Origin of the sequence: Marinomonas sp. PE14-40 (genome assembly GCF_051623805.1) — a bacterium.
Classification (GTDB): Bacteria; Pseudomonadota; Gammaproteobacteria; order Pseudomonadales; family Marinomonadaceae; genus Marinomonas.
Genome location: NZ_CP130700.1, coordinates 1,575,492 through 1,592,096 on the forward strand (window position 1 = coordinate 1,575,492; position 16,605 = coordinate 1,592,096).

The following is a 16,605-nucleotide window of genomic DNA, read 5'->3' on the forward strand; positions in this document are numbered from 1 at the left end:
TCTCTTTGACTGACGTTGTATTAGCCTTGAATGGCATCGTTTACTAACGCTTCTTGTTCTTCAATATGGATAGACATGTAACCTGCTGCTGGCGCTGCAGAAGAAATACGACCTGCAAAACGGATCTTCAACTGCGGATACAACGCTTCCAATACACGATTCATACGGTGGCGATTAGCATGCCAAGCGCCTTGGTTCTTAGGCTCTTCTTGACACCATACTAATGTTTCAACATTAGTATAAGGCGCTAACACTGCTTCAAAATCTTTGTACGGGAATGGATATAGCTGCTCTAATCGAATGACAGCTACATCGTCTTTCGCCAATTCTTCACGACGATTAATCAAATCGTAGTAAATTTTACCGCTACAGATAACCAAACGCTTCACATCAGCAGGATCTGCTTTAGATGAAGAATCAGGTAGTACGGTTTTAAAGCTACCTTCAGATAAATCTTCCAAAGAAGAGATAGCTTGCTTATGACGCAATAAACTCTTCGGTGACAAGATAATCAAAGGACGACGCATTGGGCGAATCGCTTGACGACGCAAGATATGGTATATCTGAGCGGGTGTTGTTGGCACACAAACCTGAATGTTAAATTCAGCACAAAGCTGCATATAACGCTCAAGACGAGCAGATGAATGCTCAGGGCCCTGACCTTCATATCCATGAGGAAGCAACATAGTTAGACCGCATAAACGACCCCACTTGTGCTCACCACTGGTGATAAATTGGTCAATTACAACTTGCGCACCGTTGGCGAAATCACCAAACTGCGCTTCCCAAATAACCATTCCTTTAGGCGCTGTCGTCGCATAACCATATTCAAACGCCAATACCGCTTCTTCAGATAAGTATGAATCATACAAGTCTAGAGACGGCTGACCTTCAGATAGGTGTTTTAAAGGAATATAACTACTACCATCTTTTTGGCTATGAATAACCGCATGACGGTGAGAGAAAGTACCACGGCCAGAGTCTTGACCTGTGATACGTAACGGGAAGTCTTGCTCTAACAAGGTTGCAAAGGCCAAAGTCTCAGCATAACCCCAGTTAATAGGCAAAGCACCTGCCGTCATTTTATCTCTGTCTTGGTAGATTTTTTGTACCTGGCGCTGCACTACAATGCCATCTGGCACTTGCGTTAGCTTTTTAGCTAATTCTTGTAGTTTAACTAGTGGGTAAGTTGTATCACCCTCGTCAGTCCAATCAGCACCGATATAAGGTGTCCAATCAACAAAAGAACCTGTTTGTGATTCTAGAACCAAACTCTTAGAAACATGACGACCATTGTCTAAGTCTTCACGGTTTTCATCAACCAACTGTTTCTCTTCTGCTTTGGTAACAACACCATTATTCACTAGCTTTTCAGCATATTGAGTACGGGTTGTTTTAAGCTTGTTAATCACTTGATACATAAGCGGCTGAGTACCAGAAGGCTCATCAGTCTCGTTATGACCACGACGACGGTAACAAACTAAATCAATCACAACGTCACGACCAAACTCGTAACGGTAATCTAGTGCCAGCTGAGTTACGAACAATACGGCTTCTGGATCATCACCATTTACATGGAAGATCGGAGCCTGGATCATTTTCGCAACGTCAGTACTGTACTGAGTAGAACGTACATCTTCTTGACGGTTAGTTGTGAAACCTACCTGGTTGTTCACAACAATATGTACTGTACCACCTGTTTTATAGCCACGTGTTTGTGACATTTGGAAGGTTTCCATCACAACACCTTGACCAGCAAACGCTGAATCACCGTGGATAGAAATAGGCACTACCGTCTTACCTGTTGTGTCATTACGACGGTCTTGACGAGCTCGCACAGACCCCTCAACAACAGGTGATACAATCTCCAAGTGAGACGGGTTAAAAGATAGTGCGATATGTACTTCACCACCTTCTGTCATCACATTGGAAGAGAAACCTTGGTGATACTTAACGTCACCAGAAGTATTCACTAGTTTCTTACCTTCAAACTCATCAAATAAGGCTTTCGGGTTTTTACCTAGTGTATTTACCAATACGTTTAATCGACCACGGTGAGCCATACCGATAACAACTTCTTTAGCGCCAAGAGCACCAGAACGCTGTATCAATTCGTTCATCATTGGGATTAAAGATTCTGCACCTTCTAGACCGAAACGCTTAGCACCTGGGTAACGACTACCTAAGTACTTCTCTAAACCTTCAGCGGCTGTTAAGCGCTCAAGTAGGCTTTTGCGTGTTTCACTAGAATATTGAGGATCTGATTGGGAAGATTCGACACGTTGTTGGATCCAACGTTTTTCTTGAGTGTCGACTAGGTACATAAACTCGTAACCAATCGAAGAACAATAAGTCTTTTCTAGTCCAGCAATGATGTCTTTTAGTTTCATTACATCTTTGCTAAAGAATAGAGGGCCAGTACTAAATTCTTCATCTAGATCAGCACCGGTTAACTGGTGAAAAGCTAGATCTAAATCAGGTACTTGATTACGGCCTTGCAAACCTAATGGGTCTAGGTTTGCATGCTGATGTCCACGCATTTGGTATGCGCTAATCAGTTGCAATACTTTAATTTGTTTCTGTTCGTGGCCAGAGCTAACTGCTGCAGAAACTGCGGCTGGCTGGAAACGGAATTTATTTTTAGCCAGTTGTAAGAATTGCTCCTGTACAACAGAATGAGGTACATCAGTTGACTGCCCCTCACTCACCCTTGGCAATTGGTCAAAGCATTTACGCCATTCTTCCGACACTGAGTTCGGATCGACGAGGTAGCTTTCAAATAGCCCCTCAATGTACTCTAGGTTGCCACCTGAGAAATGAGAGGTGCTCCATAGCAACTCCATTAAACTTTCGTGCATTCTCGATCACCCTTATGTTCGAGCCGTTTGCCGTTTATACGACAAGTATCAATCTTATATTGTGTTGACTATATAAGGCTCGTGTGGCCTTTTAAGCCTGCCAATTTTACTACTTCATACTCTCTCTATTGTGTCAGTAAAATCGTTAATCATTCGGCACCAAATTTGAAGAGACAAACTAAGTACCTGCACTACCTTCCAACTGTGCCAAGTGATTAAACTTTATTTACTCATCCTTGTGCCCACAATAAAGAAACTTAAATTCTGGGTTTATTTACGCTCGATCATTATGTTTGATCTTAAGAGCATAAATGGGCGGCATAGTGTATATACCGCCAATTTACTTTACCTTCATATTTATTATATGAAGGTACAACATTTTTAAGTTGCGCGTTGTAGCAACATTGTACGAATATTACCGATCGCTTTGGTCGGATTTAGTCCTTTAGGACAAACATTCACACAGTTCATGATACCGTGACAACGGAATACGCTGAATGGATCATCTAGTTCTGATAGTCGCTCTTGTGTTGCGTTATCACGTGAATCAATCAAGAAGCGATAAGCTTGCAACAAGCCTGATGGTCCAACAAATTTATCTGGATTCCACCAGAAAGAAGGACAAGCAGTCGAACAACAAGCACACAAGATACATTCGTAAAGGCCATCAAGCTTTTCACGCTCTTCAGGGCTCTGCAAACGTTCAATTGCCGGTGCTGGTGTATCGTTAATCAAGTAAGGACGAATCTTCTCATATTGCTTATAGAATTGTCCCATATCAACAACAAGGTCACGTACTACAGGCAAACCTGGTAGTGGACGTAAAACCAACTTGTCATTTTTCAAAACAGCTGACATAGGTGTAATACATGCCAAACCATTTTTACCATTCATGTTCATACCATCTGACCCACACACACCTTCACGGCATGAACGGCGATATGATACAGAAGGATCCTTATCTTTCATAAGGTTCAATACATCCAATACCATCAGATCTTTACCTTCAGGCAGATCTACTTGGACATCTTGCATGTAAGGAGCGTCATCCACTTCTGGATTGTAACGATAAATACTTACTAACATTTTGCAACTACCCCTTAGTATGTACGTGCTTTTGGTGGGAAAGCTTCAACTGTCTTAGGTGACATATTTACATCACGCTTAGTCACAGTTTTATTCGCTGGGTGGAATAATGAATGCTTCAACCAATTTTCATCATCACGTTCAGTGTAGTCATTACGTGCATGAGCACCACGACTCTCTTTACGGAATTCAGCAGGAATCGCAGTCGCTTCAGCCACTTCTAACAAGTTTTCAAGCTCAAGTGCTTCAATACGTGCAGTATTAAAGGCCATACTCTTATCTTCAAGATGTAGGTTTTCAACACGCTTACGAATTTCAGCCAATTGCTTAAGACCTGTCTGCATCGCTTCACCGTCACGGAATACACCGAAGTAAAGTTGCATTGTTTTTTGCAAATCAGCACGAACAGCAGCAACGCTCTCACCAGAGGTAGAGTTGTTTAGACGATTCAAACGAGCCATTGCACGTTCTATATCAGTCTCACTTGCGTCCATTGACTCAAAACCTTCATCTAACGCTTTCTTAACTTGGATACCAGCAGCACGACCAAATACAACAAGGTCAAGCAGTGAGTTACCACCTAAGCGGTTAGCACCGTGTACAGATACACTAGCGGCTTCACCACAAGCGTAAAGACCATCAACAACTAGGTCATTACCTTCAGCATCAACTGTCAAAGCCTGACCGCCGATATTAGTTGGTGTTCCACCCATCATGTAGTGACAAGTAGGAATTACTGGAATTGGTTCTTTAACTGGATCAACGTGTGCAAAAGTACGTGAAAGTTCAAGGATACCAGGTAGACGCTTATTTAGAGTCTCTTCACCTAGGTGATCTAGTTTAAGCAATACATGGTCACCGTCTGGACCACAACCGCGACCTTCTAAGATTTCAAGAATCATAGAACGTGCCACTACGTCACGACCTGCAAGGTCTTTCGCGTTTGGTGCATAACGCTCCATGAAGCGCTCGCCATCTTTGTTAATTAGATAACCACCTTCACCACGACAACCTTCAGTAACTAGCGTACCCGCACCGTAAATACCGGTTGGGTGGAACTGCCACATTTCCATGTCTTGCATTGGGTAACCAGCACGAAGCGCCATACCAACACCATCACCAGTATTGATGTGTGCATTTGTCGTAGATTGGAAAATACGACCTGCACCACCTGTCGCTAAGACAGTCGCTTTTGCTTTTAGGTAAACAGTTTCGCCTGTTTCGATGCAAATCGCGATAACACCAACTACAGCACCTTCATCATTTTTAACTAGATCAACAGCATACCATTCGTTAAAGAAGGTTGTGCCGCCTTTCAAGTTTGCTTGATAAAGCGTATGCAATAGTGCGTGACCTGTACGGTCTGCTGCAGCACAAGTACGAGCTGCTTGTCCGCCCTTACCAAAATCCTTTGATTGACCACCGAAAGGACGTTGGTAAATACGGCCATTTTCTTTACGTGAGAATGGTAAACCCATGTGCTCAAGTTCAAATACAGCTTGAGGACCAACAGAACACATATACTCAATTGCGTCTTGGTCACCAATATAGTCCGACCCTTTTACGGTGTCGTACATGTGCCAGCGCCAATCATCATTTGGATCTTCACTTGCGATTGCACAAGTAATACCGCCTTGAGCAGATACTGTATGGGAACGTGTTGGAAATACTTTAGTAACACAAGCGGTATTTAAACCAGACTCTGTTAACTGAAGAGCAGCTCGCATACCTGCGCCGCCACCGCCAATAACAATGGCATCAAAAGAAATTGTACGTATATTAGCCATTAGTCTATAGCCCCCAAAGAACCTGAATACCCCAAGTGATATAAACAAACATAGCTAAACCACATAGAGATTGAAAAAAGAAACGAACACCAGTTGCTTTAAGATAATCAGTTGAAATAGACCATAGGCCAATCCAAGAGTGAACACCAATTGAAAGCAATGTCATTAAAGTAAAAATACGCATCCATGTGGCTTCAAACAAAGCACTCCATTGATCGTATGTAAGCTCAGGGTTCATTACTAGGTATCCAATAATGAATACCGTATACAAAGAAAGTACGATGGCAGATACACGCTGCACCATCCAATCATATAAGCCTGAACGGCCAAAGCTTGTTATTTGAGTTACCATATCCAAACTCCTACAACCAAAATTAGGATTGCAGCGATTACTAGGTTAGCTTTAGCTGCCAATTGGCCACTTTCTAACTCTTCAAAGTAACCGATATCCATAAACAAGTGTTTAATACCTGCAACAAAGTGATACATCAGAGCGGAAACGACACCCCAAATGATGAATTTCGCGATGAAGCTTGTTTGTAAAGCATTTACAACTTGATCAAAACCTTCTTGAGAATCTAACGAAAGATCAAACGCGTAAAACAAGAATGCCAAACCTACAAAAAGGATGACACCAGTTACACGGTGAAGGATGGATACAATTGCGGTAACGGGCATTGATATAGTAGCTATATCAAGATTGACTGGTCTTTTTTTATTCACGACTCTTACACCATTTTTATCGATTGAATGGTCAATCACGACCTATCTCTCCATGAAGCAGCATTCAACTACCTCATTAGGCCTCTAACAGAATAGTCATAATTTTAGGGTTAATTCTATAAAAGCGACGTGACTTTATAGTTTTCCCCTTCAAATCAATCATATTCTGGGACCGCAATTATAGACCAGCCAAATTTACTAAGACAAATAGACAAGACAAGGGCTTTACAATGGTCGTCATTCACAAAATGAATAACCCCATACACAAGAACAATAATGGTATAAAATTACAAATTATTTTCTTAATATATTTTAAATTAAATTCTTTATTTTCAACAACTTAACAAAAAATAATAAAGTTTCACCATGTAGCACCTCTATAAGTTATGTATATTTATTACATCTTTTTTTTGTGGAAATACTATTTACACTTTTTTCGCAAGATTGATTTAACCTCTCAGAAACAGTATTTTTTGCGCACCTTCTGGGTCATACAGTCAGTTATCCACTCGACACCGTCCCGATTCAGAACTTGAAGGAGACTAAAAATGGCAGATAGAAAAGCTCGACTTACCGTAGATGGGATAGATGAAGTCATCGAACTCCCAATACTTTCCGGTACTCTTGGTACTGATGTAATTGATGTTCGTGGTCTTGGCTCTAAAGGTGTATTCACCTACGACCCAGGTTTCATGTCTACAGGTTCATGTGAATCAGCAATCACCTATATAGATGGTGAAGCAGGTATCTTATTACATCGTGGCTACCCAATAGCACAACTTGCAGAGCATTCTGACTACCTAGAAACCTGCTACCTTCTTTTAAATGGTGAGCTTCCAACAGAAGAACAAAAAGCAGATTTTGATAAAACGGTTCATAACCATACTATGGTGAACCAATCTATGCGTAAATTCCTTGAAGGATTCCGCAACGATGCTCACCCTATGGCAATCATGTGTGGTTTAGTGGGTGCGCTTTCTGCGTTCTACCAAGACCATATGGATATCAATAATCCAGAACACCGCGAAATAGCGGCATTCCGTCTGATTTCCAAAATGCCTACATTGGCTGCAATTTGCTTCAAATACTCTAAAGATCAGCCTGTTATGTACCCACGTAACGACTTATCTTATGCAGAAAACTTCTTATACATGATGTTCGGTACACCATGTGAAGATTATGTCGTGAACCCTGTTTTTGCGAAGGCTATGGATAAAATCTTTATCCTACATGCTGACCACGAACAAAATGCATCAACGTCTACAGTACGTTTAGCAGGCTCATCAGGCGCTAACCCATTTGCTTGTATTGCCGCTGGTATTGCAACACTTTGGGGTCCTGCTCACGGTGGCGCTAACGAAGCTGTACTAACAATGCTGGAAGAGATTGGTGATGAATCTAAGATTGATGAGTTCATTGCTAAAGCAAAAGATAAAGACGATCCATTCCGCCTAATGGGCTTTGGACACCGTGTTTATAAAAACTTCGACCCACGCGCTAAAGTGATGCGTGAAACATGTGACGAAGTACTAGCAGAGCTAGGTCTATCTAATGACCCTCTTCTGAAAATTGCTAAACGCCTTGAGCAAATTGCCTTAGAAGACCCTTACTTTGTAGAGCGTAAGCTTTATCCAAACGTCGACTTCTACTCTGGTATCATTCTTAAAGCAATCGGCATACCTACCAGCATGTTTACTGTAATTTTTGCAGTATCTCGTACTGTTGGTTGGATTTCACACTGGAATGAAATGAGCAGCGCACCATACAAAATTGGTCGCCCTCGTCAGTTGTATACAGGTGAAACACAAAGAGATTACCCTACAAAATAAACTCTTAGCCTATAAAAAAACCGCGTCACTTAACTAAGAAGCGACGCGGTTTTTTTTATATTAAAATGATAGCTCTACTAAAACTTAATCTTCTTCAACGATTTCAGTGATTGTAATTTCTCCACACTTCAAACACTCACCTTCGATCCAAACACGGGATTCACTCTCATATTCTTTTGGGTTCTTCATACCTAGGTCAACTTCCATACAATTGTTACACCAGGTTTGAGATAGAAAGTCCTGTTGTTCTTCTGCACTTCTCTGCGAAAAGTCACGCTCAACTCTCTTTTCATTTAATTCATCGTTCACTCGTTATTTACTCCACTATAGCGATAAGCTTGTACTAGGTTCACTTCTGGATCTAATGCATCAAGCTCAATTCGCTCAATGACAGAATCCAATGCGATGGCATTATTTAATTTATTTAATCCACCATCCAACACCAGTGAAAAGCTCACTTGGTCAGCCTTGATAGAATTAAGATATACATCCCTGACTACTGCGATATTCGCTAGATACGTTTGTATCTGATCCAAGCCTTTATAATCAGTCACATTATCGATACGCATGGTTATTTTTGCAGCCCCTTGACCTCTTACAGCGGCATACCTAGCCGAAAACAACTTAGCCAAAGCAGCATTCACCTGCTCAGCAATATCCTCTTGATCTAAACCTTGAACAAAAAGTGTGATGGGCTCTTCATCTGGCATCAATACCATAAGATTTGCTTCATATTCGTCTAAGATTTTATTTACTTTGAGCACACCCGCTACGTCCGTTTGGTAACGTCGGCTTGCCTCAATCACAGGCTCTTCAAACAGCCCCCACAAATCCGATGCCGTCACAGCCTGTTTATCTAGCTCATCTTGTAAAGGGGCATAAATAGGTAACCCCTTCAGCACCGCATCTTTAGCAACTAGATTCAATAAATCAGAAGGAGATTGCGCGCCACTAACTTCGCGTAAGAAGTCATCTTGTTCCACAATCCATAACAATAATGAAGGTCGATTCGCCCCCCATACGGCTAAACGTTTTGAAAAAAGGTAATCATTGATAGATTGGGCATAAAAATCGACAACCACTCTTTTAACAGGAAAAAACTCTCCATCAATTTCCATCAAATTTGTTTCTGTCGTAATCGAATGTTGCGCAACCCAAGACGCAGCAGATTTTTGCGCTGCGGGTAATACGGCAAGCACACCATCCTGATTGCCAGAAACTTTAATCAAGACCTCTTCAATTGCTTGCTTAAAGGCTTTATTAATCAATTTTTTTTCAGAATCGATTAAAGGGAGAGTAATTTCAGCTCGGTAAAGGTTAGAAATTGTCACAGCAAAACTCGTCTGAGCGAGTAAAATCATGAAAATAACCATTAGAAATCTAATTTTCATACGCTTCCTTAAAATTAATGCGCATATTCTACTGTGATATTGGCAAAGAACCATAGCCCTAATATGTCACTATGCTAAAATGCCGCCTCCCACACCACTATTATCATGACAGGGCATAGGCAATGACCAAATCGGATAAGAAATCGATTAGTTATAAAGACGCTGGCGTAGACATCAACGCGGGCAATCAACTTGTTGAACGAATCAAGGGCGTAAGCAAAAAAACACGTCGACCAGAGGTTATGGGCGGCCTCGGCGGTTTTGGTGCATTAACGCGTTTACCAACTAAATATAAAAATCCAATTCTTGTGTCAGGCACAGATGGCGTAGGCACCAAACTTCGCCTGGCAATGGATTTAAACCAACATGACACGATTGGTATCGACCTTGTTGCTATGTGCGTAAATGACTTGGTTGTAGCGGGCGCAGAACCACTACTTTTCCTTGATTATTACGCAACAGGCAAACTAGACATAGATGTTGCAGCAAACGTTGTCACAGGTATCGGCGAAGGTTGCTTGCAATCAGGCGCTGCACTTGTTGGCGGCGAAACTGCAGAAATGCCTGGCATGTATCATGACGGCGACTATGATCTTGCAGGTTTCTGTGTTGGTGTTGTTGAAGAAGCTGACATCATTGATGGCACAAACGTAAAAGCCGGTGACAAGCTGATTGCACTAGGCTCTTCAGGCCCTCACTCTAATGGCTATTCTTTGATCCGTAAAATCCTAGAAGTTAGCCAAGCTGACCTTAATCTAGAGATTGACGGCGTAGCATTAAAAGATGCGCTAATGGCACCGACTAAGATCTATGTGAAATCCATTTTAAAACTAATGGAGAGCATCAAGGTAAACGCTTTGGCTCACATTACAGGTGGTGGCCTTCTAGAAAATATCCCACGTGTATTGCCTGAATCAGCATCTGCTTACATCGATGCATCAAGCTGGACTCGCCCTGCTATTTTTGATTGGTTACAAGATCAAGGCAATGTAGAGCAAGAAGAAATGTACCGCGTACTTAACTGTGGTGTTGGTATGGTTCTTTGCTTAGATGCTGACAAAGCTGTTGAAGCACTGAAGATTCTACAAGATGCAGGCGAAGATGCTTGGTTAATCGGTGAAATTCGCGACAAACAGGATGACGTAGAAGTATTAATCTCTGATCTAGAGGCTTAATCACTGTGAGTTTTCCTATTGTTGTCCTCATATCCGGTAGTGGCAGCAACCTACAAGCTCTGATTGATCAGAGCTTGTCAGGGGATCTCGACATTGAGATCAAAGCTGTTATCAGCAACAAAGCCGACGCTTATGGCCTAACCAGAGCCAAAGATGCAGGCATCCCAACTCATCACTTGAATCATAAAGAATTTGAATCTCGTGAAGCCTTTGATGCGGCATTACAAACCTGTATTGATCAACACCAACCTAAGCTAGTTGTTCTAGCGGGGTTTATGCGCATTCTTAGTGAAGGTTTTACCCGTCATTATCAAGGACGCATGCTAAACATCCACCCATCACTGTTACCTAAGTACAAAGGGTTAAACACCCATCAAAGGGCGATCGATGCGGGTGACGAGATTCATGGTGTATCAGTACATTTTGTTAGTGCAGAGCTAGATGCTGGTGCTGTCATAGTACAAGCAAAAACTGACATTGATGCCGAAGAAACAGCCGATTCTTTAGCCCGAAAAGTACATAATCTCGAACATATTATTTACCCTCTTGCAGTCAAATGGTTTAGCCAAGACAGACTAAAAGAAGTAAATAATAAAGCAATTCTTGATGAAAACCCTTTAGCTGAAACAGGTTTTGCTTATAATTAAAGCAAACTCATTCAAGATTAGGAATTAATATGTCACCACAAAAAACAAGCTTCTATCTTATCTGCTTGATGATGTGGTGGCCTATTCTCATCAAAGCTGCACCAAAAGAAATCACGTCTGATAGCTTTATCAAACCTTATAGCGCCACCTATAGCACTACCTGGAAGAAAGGCATTAGCCTAAAAGTAGAAGGGACGCAAACGCTCTCTCAAACCCCAGATAAGCAATGGCGCTTCTCATTTGAAGCAGATACTTTTTTTGCGTCCCTTAATGAAAGCGTTAAATTCAATGTTGATAAAGGGCAAATCTCTCCACTGGTTTATGAATATCACACCAGCGCATTTGGTAAGAAACGTGATGCCGTATTAACATTCGATTGGCAGAAAAATCGTGTTAAAAATGATGTTAAAAACAAACCTTGGAACATGGATATTCAAGCAGGTGTTTTAGATAAACTCAGCATCCAACTACAAATACGCCAAGACTTAAAGCACAACAAACCCAAACTTGATTATTTAATTGCCGATGGAGGTAAACTCAAACCTTGGCATTTCGAGCGCTTAGGCAGCGAGAAAATCAAAACCCAGTTAGGTGATATCAATACCATTAAGGTAAAACGTGAAGGTACGGGAAAAAGAGCTAAAACCACAACATTTTGGTTTGCGCCAAAGTATGACTTTCTTCTGGTTAAATTATTACACCAAGAAAAGAAAGAGTCCTACAAGCTCGAGTTAGAATCAATTAAATAACCACTTACACAGAACCTAAAAGATCGACCTAATCGAGTTGCTCTAAATAGTTTATATTAAGAAAAGCGTGTTCATCTTTCCAATAAACCGATTTTGCACCAAGTTGACGATAAAAAAGCATGACTCTCGCCTCATTCTCCAAATAAAGCTTTAACTTATCAGCCATATCAGCGACAGGCAAAATAGCATGTAAAGGCTGAATGCCTGAGTCACTTTCAATATAGAAAACACACTTCGGTTCTTGCTCGGCAGCTAATTTTAAACGCTCAAATATTGCTTGAGTCACAAGCGGCGTATCACAAGGACTCAATAGTAAATGACTAACACCTAATATTTGGGCTTGTAACAAAGCAGAAAATACACCACTTAAAGGCCCTTTATCAAGGCAGTCAACCTCATCGGCAAACACTTTAACACCGAATTTTTGGTAAGCATTAATATTTTGATTAGCATTGATTAACGTATGACAGGTAATATCAGTTAAGCTCGTCAAAGAGTATTCAATGAGCGCCCTGCCCTTATAGTGGGTTAAGCCTTTAGCCACATAGTTCATGCGACTGGCCTGCCCGCCTGCCAATACTACCCCTAAGACAGAAATGCTCATCTTATTTGAATACCTTCTTACTTAACTAACGTCTTATTTAGCGCTAAATGCTAGCTTATTTCTCTGCTGCCAAACCGCTTTTGCTTTAATCACATTCTTTTCTTGGTCTAACTCACCACTCATTAATGCAAGCACAGATGCCATGGTTTGCATGATAGCTTGCTCACCAAAGCTATCAATTGTGTCGCCCGACCAGTGGTCTAACATACGAGTTAAATCAAGATTATCTTTTTGCCTAACATGTTGCTGACTGGATTTAGGCCACTGACTCCAGCTAACCTGCTTCTCTTTTAGGAAAGCCAAGCTTACATCTCTTTCAGGGTTTACTTCGGCTTCACCATTACCGCCTCTGAAAACCAATACTGACTTATCTTCTAGCACTTTAGCCGCTTCGATATGAATCTCATCGTATCCCTTATGAAATACACCATGCACGCTATGGTTAGCCGCTAATGGGTTCATTAATCTCACCAAGGTATTCACCGGCGAACGTAAACCTAATAATCGCTTAAGCTCCATCAGGTCAGTAAGTTGAGTGGAAATTTTATCGAGTGAGAGATAAGCAAAGTTTTGGTTTTCTATCTGAGTTTGCGCTTGTGCAAAGCTTTGCGCTTGCTCAACGCCCAAAAAGCTAAGTACTTTATCAACATAAATGCGTGATTCTTCAGGAAAGCTATGGCCATGCATAAAGACCTTCACGCCAGATTGAGATAAAGCGATAGCCACTAACAAGAACCAAGGTAGTTCATTACGTTTACCCGCATAAGCAGGCCAATCTAAATCAGGCTTTATATCGACTTGAGGTGCCAGTTTTTTACGAATAGCTCGAGTAAAACCCGCCGCTTCTGCAACCGTTTCTTCTCGAATGCGTATCAACATCCAAAAGGCACCCATTTGCTCAGGTTTCACCACATCTTGCAGGATTAAATCCATTGCCTTCTCAGCTTCCTGCTCAGTTAAACTTCTAGAACCATGGCGTCCTTTTCCAAGAATTTTGATAAATTCGACAAACTCAGCACTCATTAAACGTGTTTTCCTATTTTTTTATCCGCTAGTTACAGCTCGCCTATTAGGACTCAAGCATGCATTAATTTCTGGTATGCATGAGCCGCAATTAGTCCCGCATTTTAGTCGCTTACCTAAACTGACAAGGTCATTTTCGCCAGCTTTAATCGCATTGCGTATTTGTTTTTCACCCACATCAAAACAAGAGCATATCAAGCGCCCCTTATCTTCGATGCTAGCAAGACGCCCAACCAATATAGCCGACCTTTCTTGCGGTGTGACTTTAGATGCGGATTCTACAAGATCTACCAACCAAGCGGTATCAACTAATTCACAATTTGGTGAAAAATAGAACACAGCTTGCACGACATCATCAATTAAATAGGCATAGCGCTTACTCTGATTAATCGGATTTTCATATTCAAGCCATTGCCCTTGGTGCGCATTAATTGATGTTTTAGCCAGTAATTCGCACGCCAATGCAGCAAGATTATGCTGCCCAGAAAAAGCTAACTCATAACGTTTGCCTTTCTTAAGAGGTATCTGACACCAATACTCCATCTCTTTATCTTCAAATTCAGTCGTTTTCAAACCTTGATTAATGATGATAAAGCCATAGGTCAAATCCGTTTTTGCCTCAATTTTAACCCGCCCTATTTTTGATTCAGGTTGACCAGATAAAGGATCAACCACAGGCTCAATTAAAGCTGATATTACTGCATTACTCGCATAAGCAGCGGTCCAATGAATTGGCGCAAAAACTTGTCCTTGTTTTTGATCCTCACTGATTTTCACTCTTAAAAAAAGCTGACCTAACTCATTGCTCACAGACACGACCTGCTTTTCGACCAAATTAAGTGTTTGCGCATCTTTTGGCGAGATAGCTAAATAAGGCTGATCAATATGACGTGATAAGGTATCTGTTTTCCCCGTGCGTGTCATAGTGTGCCATTGATCTCGAATACGGCCGGTATTGAGCAAGTAAGGAAACGTTTGATTAACCTGCTGAATAGGCTTTTGCGGAGTAATACTAATGAAATTAGCTTTCTTATTTGGTGTATAAAAACGACCATCAGCTAACACTCTTTTAGTTCCTTCTGGCCGCCCTTTAGGAACAGGCCACTGCACAGGTAATAAAGCATCGTACTCTTGCTGATTTATTTGGCTAAAATGGCCAATATCAAAATCTCGTTTACCGTTATTTTTAAAACAAGACAAAGCCGCATGTTCGGCAAAAACCTCATGGGGCGCTCGATAACTAAATCCAGACACAAAACCCAATGCTTTAGCTACATCACAAATTGCTTGCCAATCATGGCGTGCCTCACCTGGTGCAGGCAAGATCCCTCTTTGACGAGAAATACGACGTTCTGAGTTAGTGACTGTGCCATCTTTTTCACTCCAGCCTGTTGCTGGCAGTAAAATATCAGCAAATTTTGAGGTATCAGTATTCACTTGAATATCACTGACAATAACTAAGTCACAGGCCTCTAACGCGCGCTGAACTTGTGCCGTATCAGGCAAGCTCACCATAGGATTTGTGGACATAATCCACACCACCTTAACCTTACCCTCTTCCATTTTTTTAAATAAATCGACTGCCTTTAGACCATTCTCTTTCGCCATATTGGGCGCTTGCCAAAAATCTTTTACTAAATCGATGGCACCTGGAGTGGCGAAGTCCATATGAGCAGCCAGCTGGTTAGCAAGGCCACCAACCTCTCTTCCTCCCATAGCATTAGGTTGACCCGTGATAGAGAATGGTCCCATACCTTCCTTACCAAGACGGCCTGTGGCCAAATGACAGTTAATAATGGCATTGGATTTATCAACACCCGTTGCAGATTGATTCACTCCCTGAGAATAAAAACTGACTGTTTTCTCGGTGGAGCACCAAAACCTTACTAATAACTCAAGATCATCAGGGGCTACACCACAAAACTCTGCTGTACTATTTAGGTCTGGTGTCACTTTTCTCGCTTGTGCAATACAGCCTTCAAAACCATTTGTAAATTGATCAATATAAGCTGTGTCTAAGTGTTTAGTATCAGCACTTGCCACTAACAAGTAGGAAAAGATCGCCGCGTCACTACCTGGTGTAATAGCCAAATGTAGATCGGCAATATCACAGGTTGCAGTTTTTCTAGGATCAATCACCACCACCTTCATCCAAGGCCTCAACTTTTTCGCTGCGACAATACGCTGATACAAAACAGGATGTGTCCAAGCGGCATTAGAACCCACCATAATCAAAAGGTCACAGGTTTCTAAATCCTCATAGCTACAGGGTACTGTGTCAGATCCAAAAGCACGCTTATAGCCCACAACCGCAGATGCCATACAAAGTCGTGAGTTAGTATCAACATTAGCCGTACCAATAAAGCCCTTAGCAAGCTTGTTAGCCACATAATAATCTTCGGTCAATATCTGGCCAGATAAATAAAAAGCAAAGGCATCTGGACCATGCTTTTCAACAATAGCTTTAATTCTTTCTGCCACTTCATCTACAGCCGTATGCCAATCCGTCTGCTTACCATCAACATAAGGATTTAAAAGACGGCCATCTGACACCAAAGTCTGCGATAAACTACTGCCTTTTACGCACAAACTGCCAAAATTTGCAGGATGAGTTTCATCTCCAGACACAGGCAGAAATTCACCCTGCTCATTGATGTCTGTATTCAGCTTAAGACCACAGCCTACCCCACAATAAGGGCAGGTGGTTTTCATTTCTTTTGCCGGCATTTGTTT

The 16,605-nt window shown here is 41.6% G+C and carries 14 protein-coding genes; 4 read left to right on the forward strand and 10 right to left on the reverse strand.

From position 1 onward, the window contains the following. Positions 1-20 precede the first annotated feature (20 nt). The 5 genes from Q0A08_RS07180 to sdhC all read right to left on the reverse strand — a co-directional run bounded on the left by Q0A08_RS07180 (position 21) and on the right by sdhC (position 6,493). Positions 21-2,858, reverse strand: coding sequence for a 2-oxoglutarate dehydrogenase E1 component (locus tag Q0A08_RS07180; RefSeq protein WP_438465802.1), 2,838 nt, complete (start codon positions 2,856-2,858; stop codon positions 21-23). A 381-nt stretch (positions 2,859-3,239) separates the two neighbouring features. Continuing rightward, entirely contained in the window at positions 3,240-3,944 is a 705-nt protein-coding gene (locus Q0A08_RS07185; protein ID WP_438465803.1) for a succinate dehydrogenase iron-sulfur subunit, read from the reverse strand. A 14-nt stretch (positions 3,945-3,958) separates the two neighbouring features. After that, positions 3,959-5,731 (reverse strand): succinate dehydrogenase flavoprotein subunit, encoded by a 1,773-nt coding sequence (gene sdhA, locus Q0A08_RS07190; RefSeq protein WP_438465804.1) that lies wholly within the window; start codon positions 5,729-5,731, stop codon positions 3,959-3,961. 4 nt (positions 5,732-5,735) lie between these two features. Further along, positions 5,736-6,083: a succinate dehydrogenase, hydrophobic membrane anchor protein gene (gene sdhD / locus Q0A08_RS07195; RefSeq protein ID WP_438465806.1), complete on the reverse strand. Its 348-nt coding sequence runs from the start codon at positions 6,081-6,083 to the stop codon at positions 5,736-5,738. After that, positions 6,077-6,493 carry a succinate dehydrogenase, cytochrome b556 subunit gene (gene sdhC / locus Q0A08_RS07200; RefSeq protein WP_009831778.1) on the reverse strand — a complete coding sequence of 139 codons (417 nt, stop codon included), beginning with the start codon at positions 6,491-6,493 and terminating at the stop codon, positions 6,077-6,079. The genes sdhD and sdhC overlap by 7 nt, the downstream gene beginning before the upstream one ends. A 509-nt stretch (positions 6,494-7,002) precedes the next feature. On the opposite strand from sdhC, the gene gltA reads away from it, so the two are divergent. Further along, complete coding sequence (gene gltA, locus Q0A08_RS07205; RefSeq protein WP_438465808.1) at positions 7,003-8,283, forward strand: citrate synthase; 1,281 nt, start codon at positions 7,003-7,005, stop codon at positions 8,281-8,283. 84 nt (positions 8,284-8,367) lie between these two features. Here the strand turns inward: gltA and Q0A08_RS07210 are convergent, their stop codons facing one another. Continuing rightward, complete coding sequence (locus Q0A08_RS07210) at positions 8,368-8,592, reverse strand: hypothetical protein (protein WP_438465809.1); 225 nt, start codon at positions 8,590-8,592, stop codon at positions 8,368-8,370. Beyond that, complete coding sequence (locus Q0A08_RS07215; RefSeq protein WP_438465810.1) at positions 8,589-9,674, reverse strand: DUF2066 domain-containing protein; 1,086 nt, start codon at positions 9,672-9,674, stop codon at positions 8,589-8,591. Before Q0A08_RS07215 ends, Q0A08_RS07210 begins: the two co-directional genes overlap by 4 nt. Positions 9,675-9,796: 122 nt before the next feature. Here Q0A08_RS07215 and purM point away from each other — a divergent pair, with 122 nt between their 5' ends. Genes purM through Q0A08_RS07230 form a run of 3 tightly spaced genes read left to right on the forward strand, consistent with a single transcriptional unit; the run spans position 9,797 to position 12,245 of the window. Beyond that, on the forward strand, positions 9,797-10,849 hold the full coding sequence (purM, locus tag Q0A08_RS07220) for a phosphoribosylformylglycinamidine cyclo-ligase (RefSeq protein ID WP_438465811.1): 1,053 nt from the start codon (positions 9,797-9,799) through the stop codon (positions 10,847-10,849). A gap of 5 nt (positions 10,850-10,854) precedes the next feature. Continuing rightward, a complete protein-coding gene (gene purN, locus Q0A08_RS07225) occupies positions 10,855-11,496 on the forward strand; it encodes a phosphoribosylglycinamide formyltransferase (protein WP_438465813.1) in 642 nt (213 codons plus the stop codon). Positions 11,497-11,525: 29 nt separating this feature from the next. Then, positions 11,526-12,245, forward strand: a complete 720-nt coding sequence (locus Q0A08_RS07230; RefSeq protein WP_438465815.1) for a DUF3108 domain-containing protein — start codon at positions 11,526-11,528, stop codon at positions 12,243-12,245. 28 nt (positions 12,246-12,273) lie between these two features. Here the strand turns inward: Q0A08_RS07230 and Q0A08_RS07235 are convergent, their stop codons facing one another. From Q0A08_RS07235 to Q0A08_RS07245, 3 genes are read right to left on the reverse strand one after another with little or no spacing between them, the layout of a single operon-like run. Next, positions 12,274-12,849 carry a molybdenum cofactor guanylyltransferase gene (locus tag Q0A08_RS07235; RefSeq protein ID WP_438465817.1) on the reverse strand — a complete coding sequence of 192 codons (576 nt, stop codon included), beginning with the start codon at positions 12,847-12,849 and terminating at the stop codon, positions 12,274-12,276. Positions 12,850-12,882: 33 nt separating this feature from the next. Continuing rightward, the gene (locus tag Q0A08_RS07240; RefSeq protein WP_438465819.1) at positions 12,883-13,872 is read right to left on the reverse strand and encodes a glycosyl transferase family protein; all 990 of its coding nucleotides are present in this window, start codon (positions 13,870-13,872) and stop codon (positions 12,883-12,885) included. Positions 13,873-13,893: 21 nt separating this feature from the next. Next, complete coding sequence (locus Q0A08_RS07245) at positions 13,894-16,599, reverse strand: nitrate reductase (RefSeq protein WP_438465821.1); 2,706 nt, start codon at positions 16,597-16,599, stop codon at positions 13,894-13,896. Between the last annotated feature and the right edge of the window lie 6 nt (positions 16,600-16,605).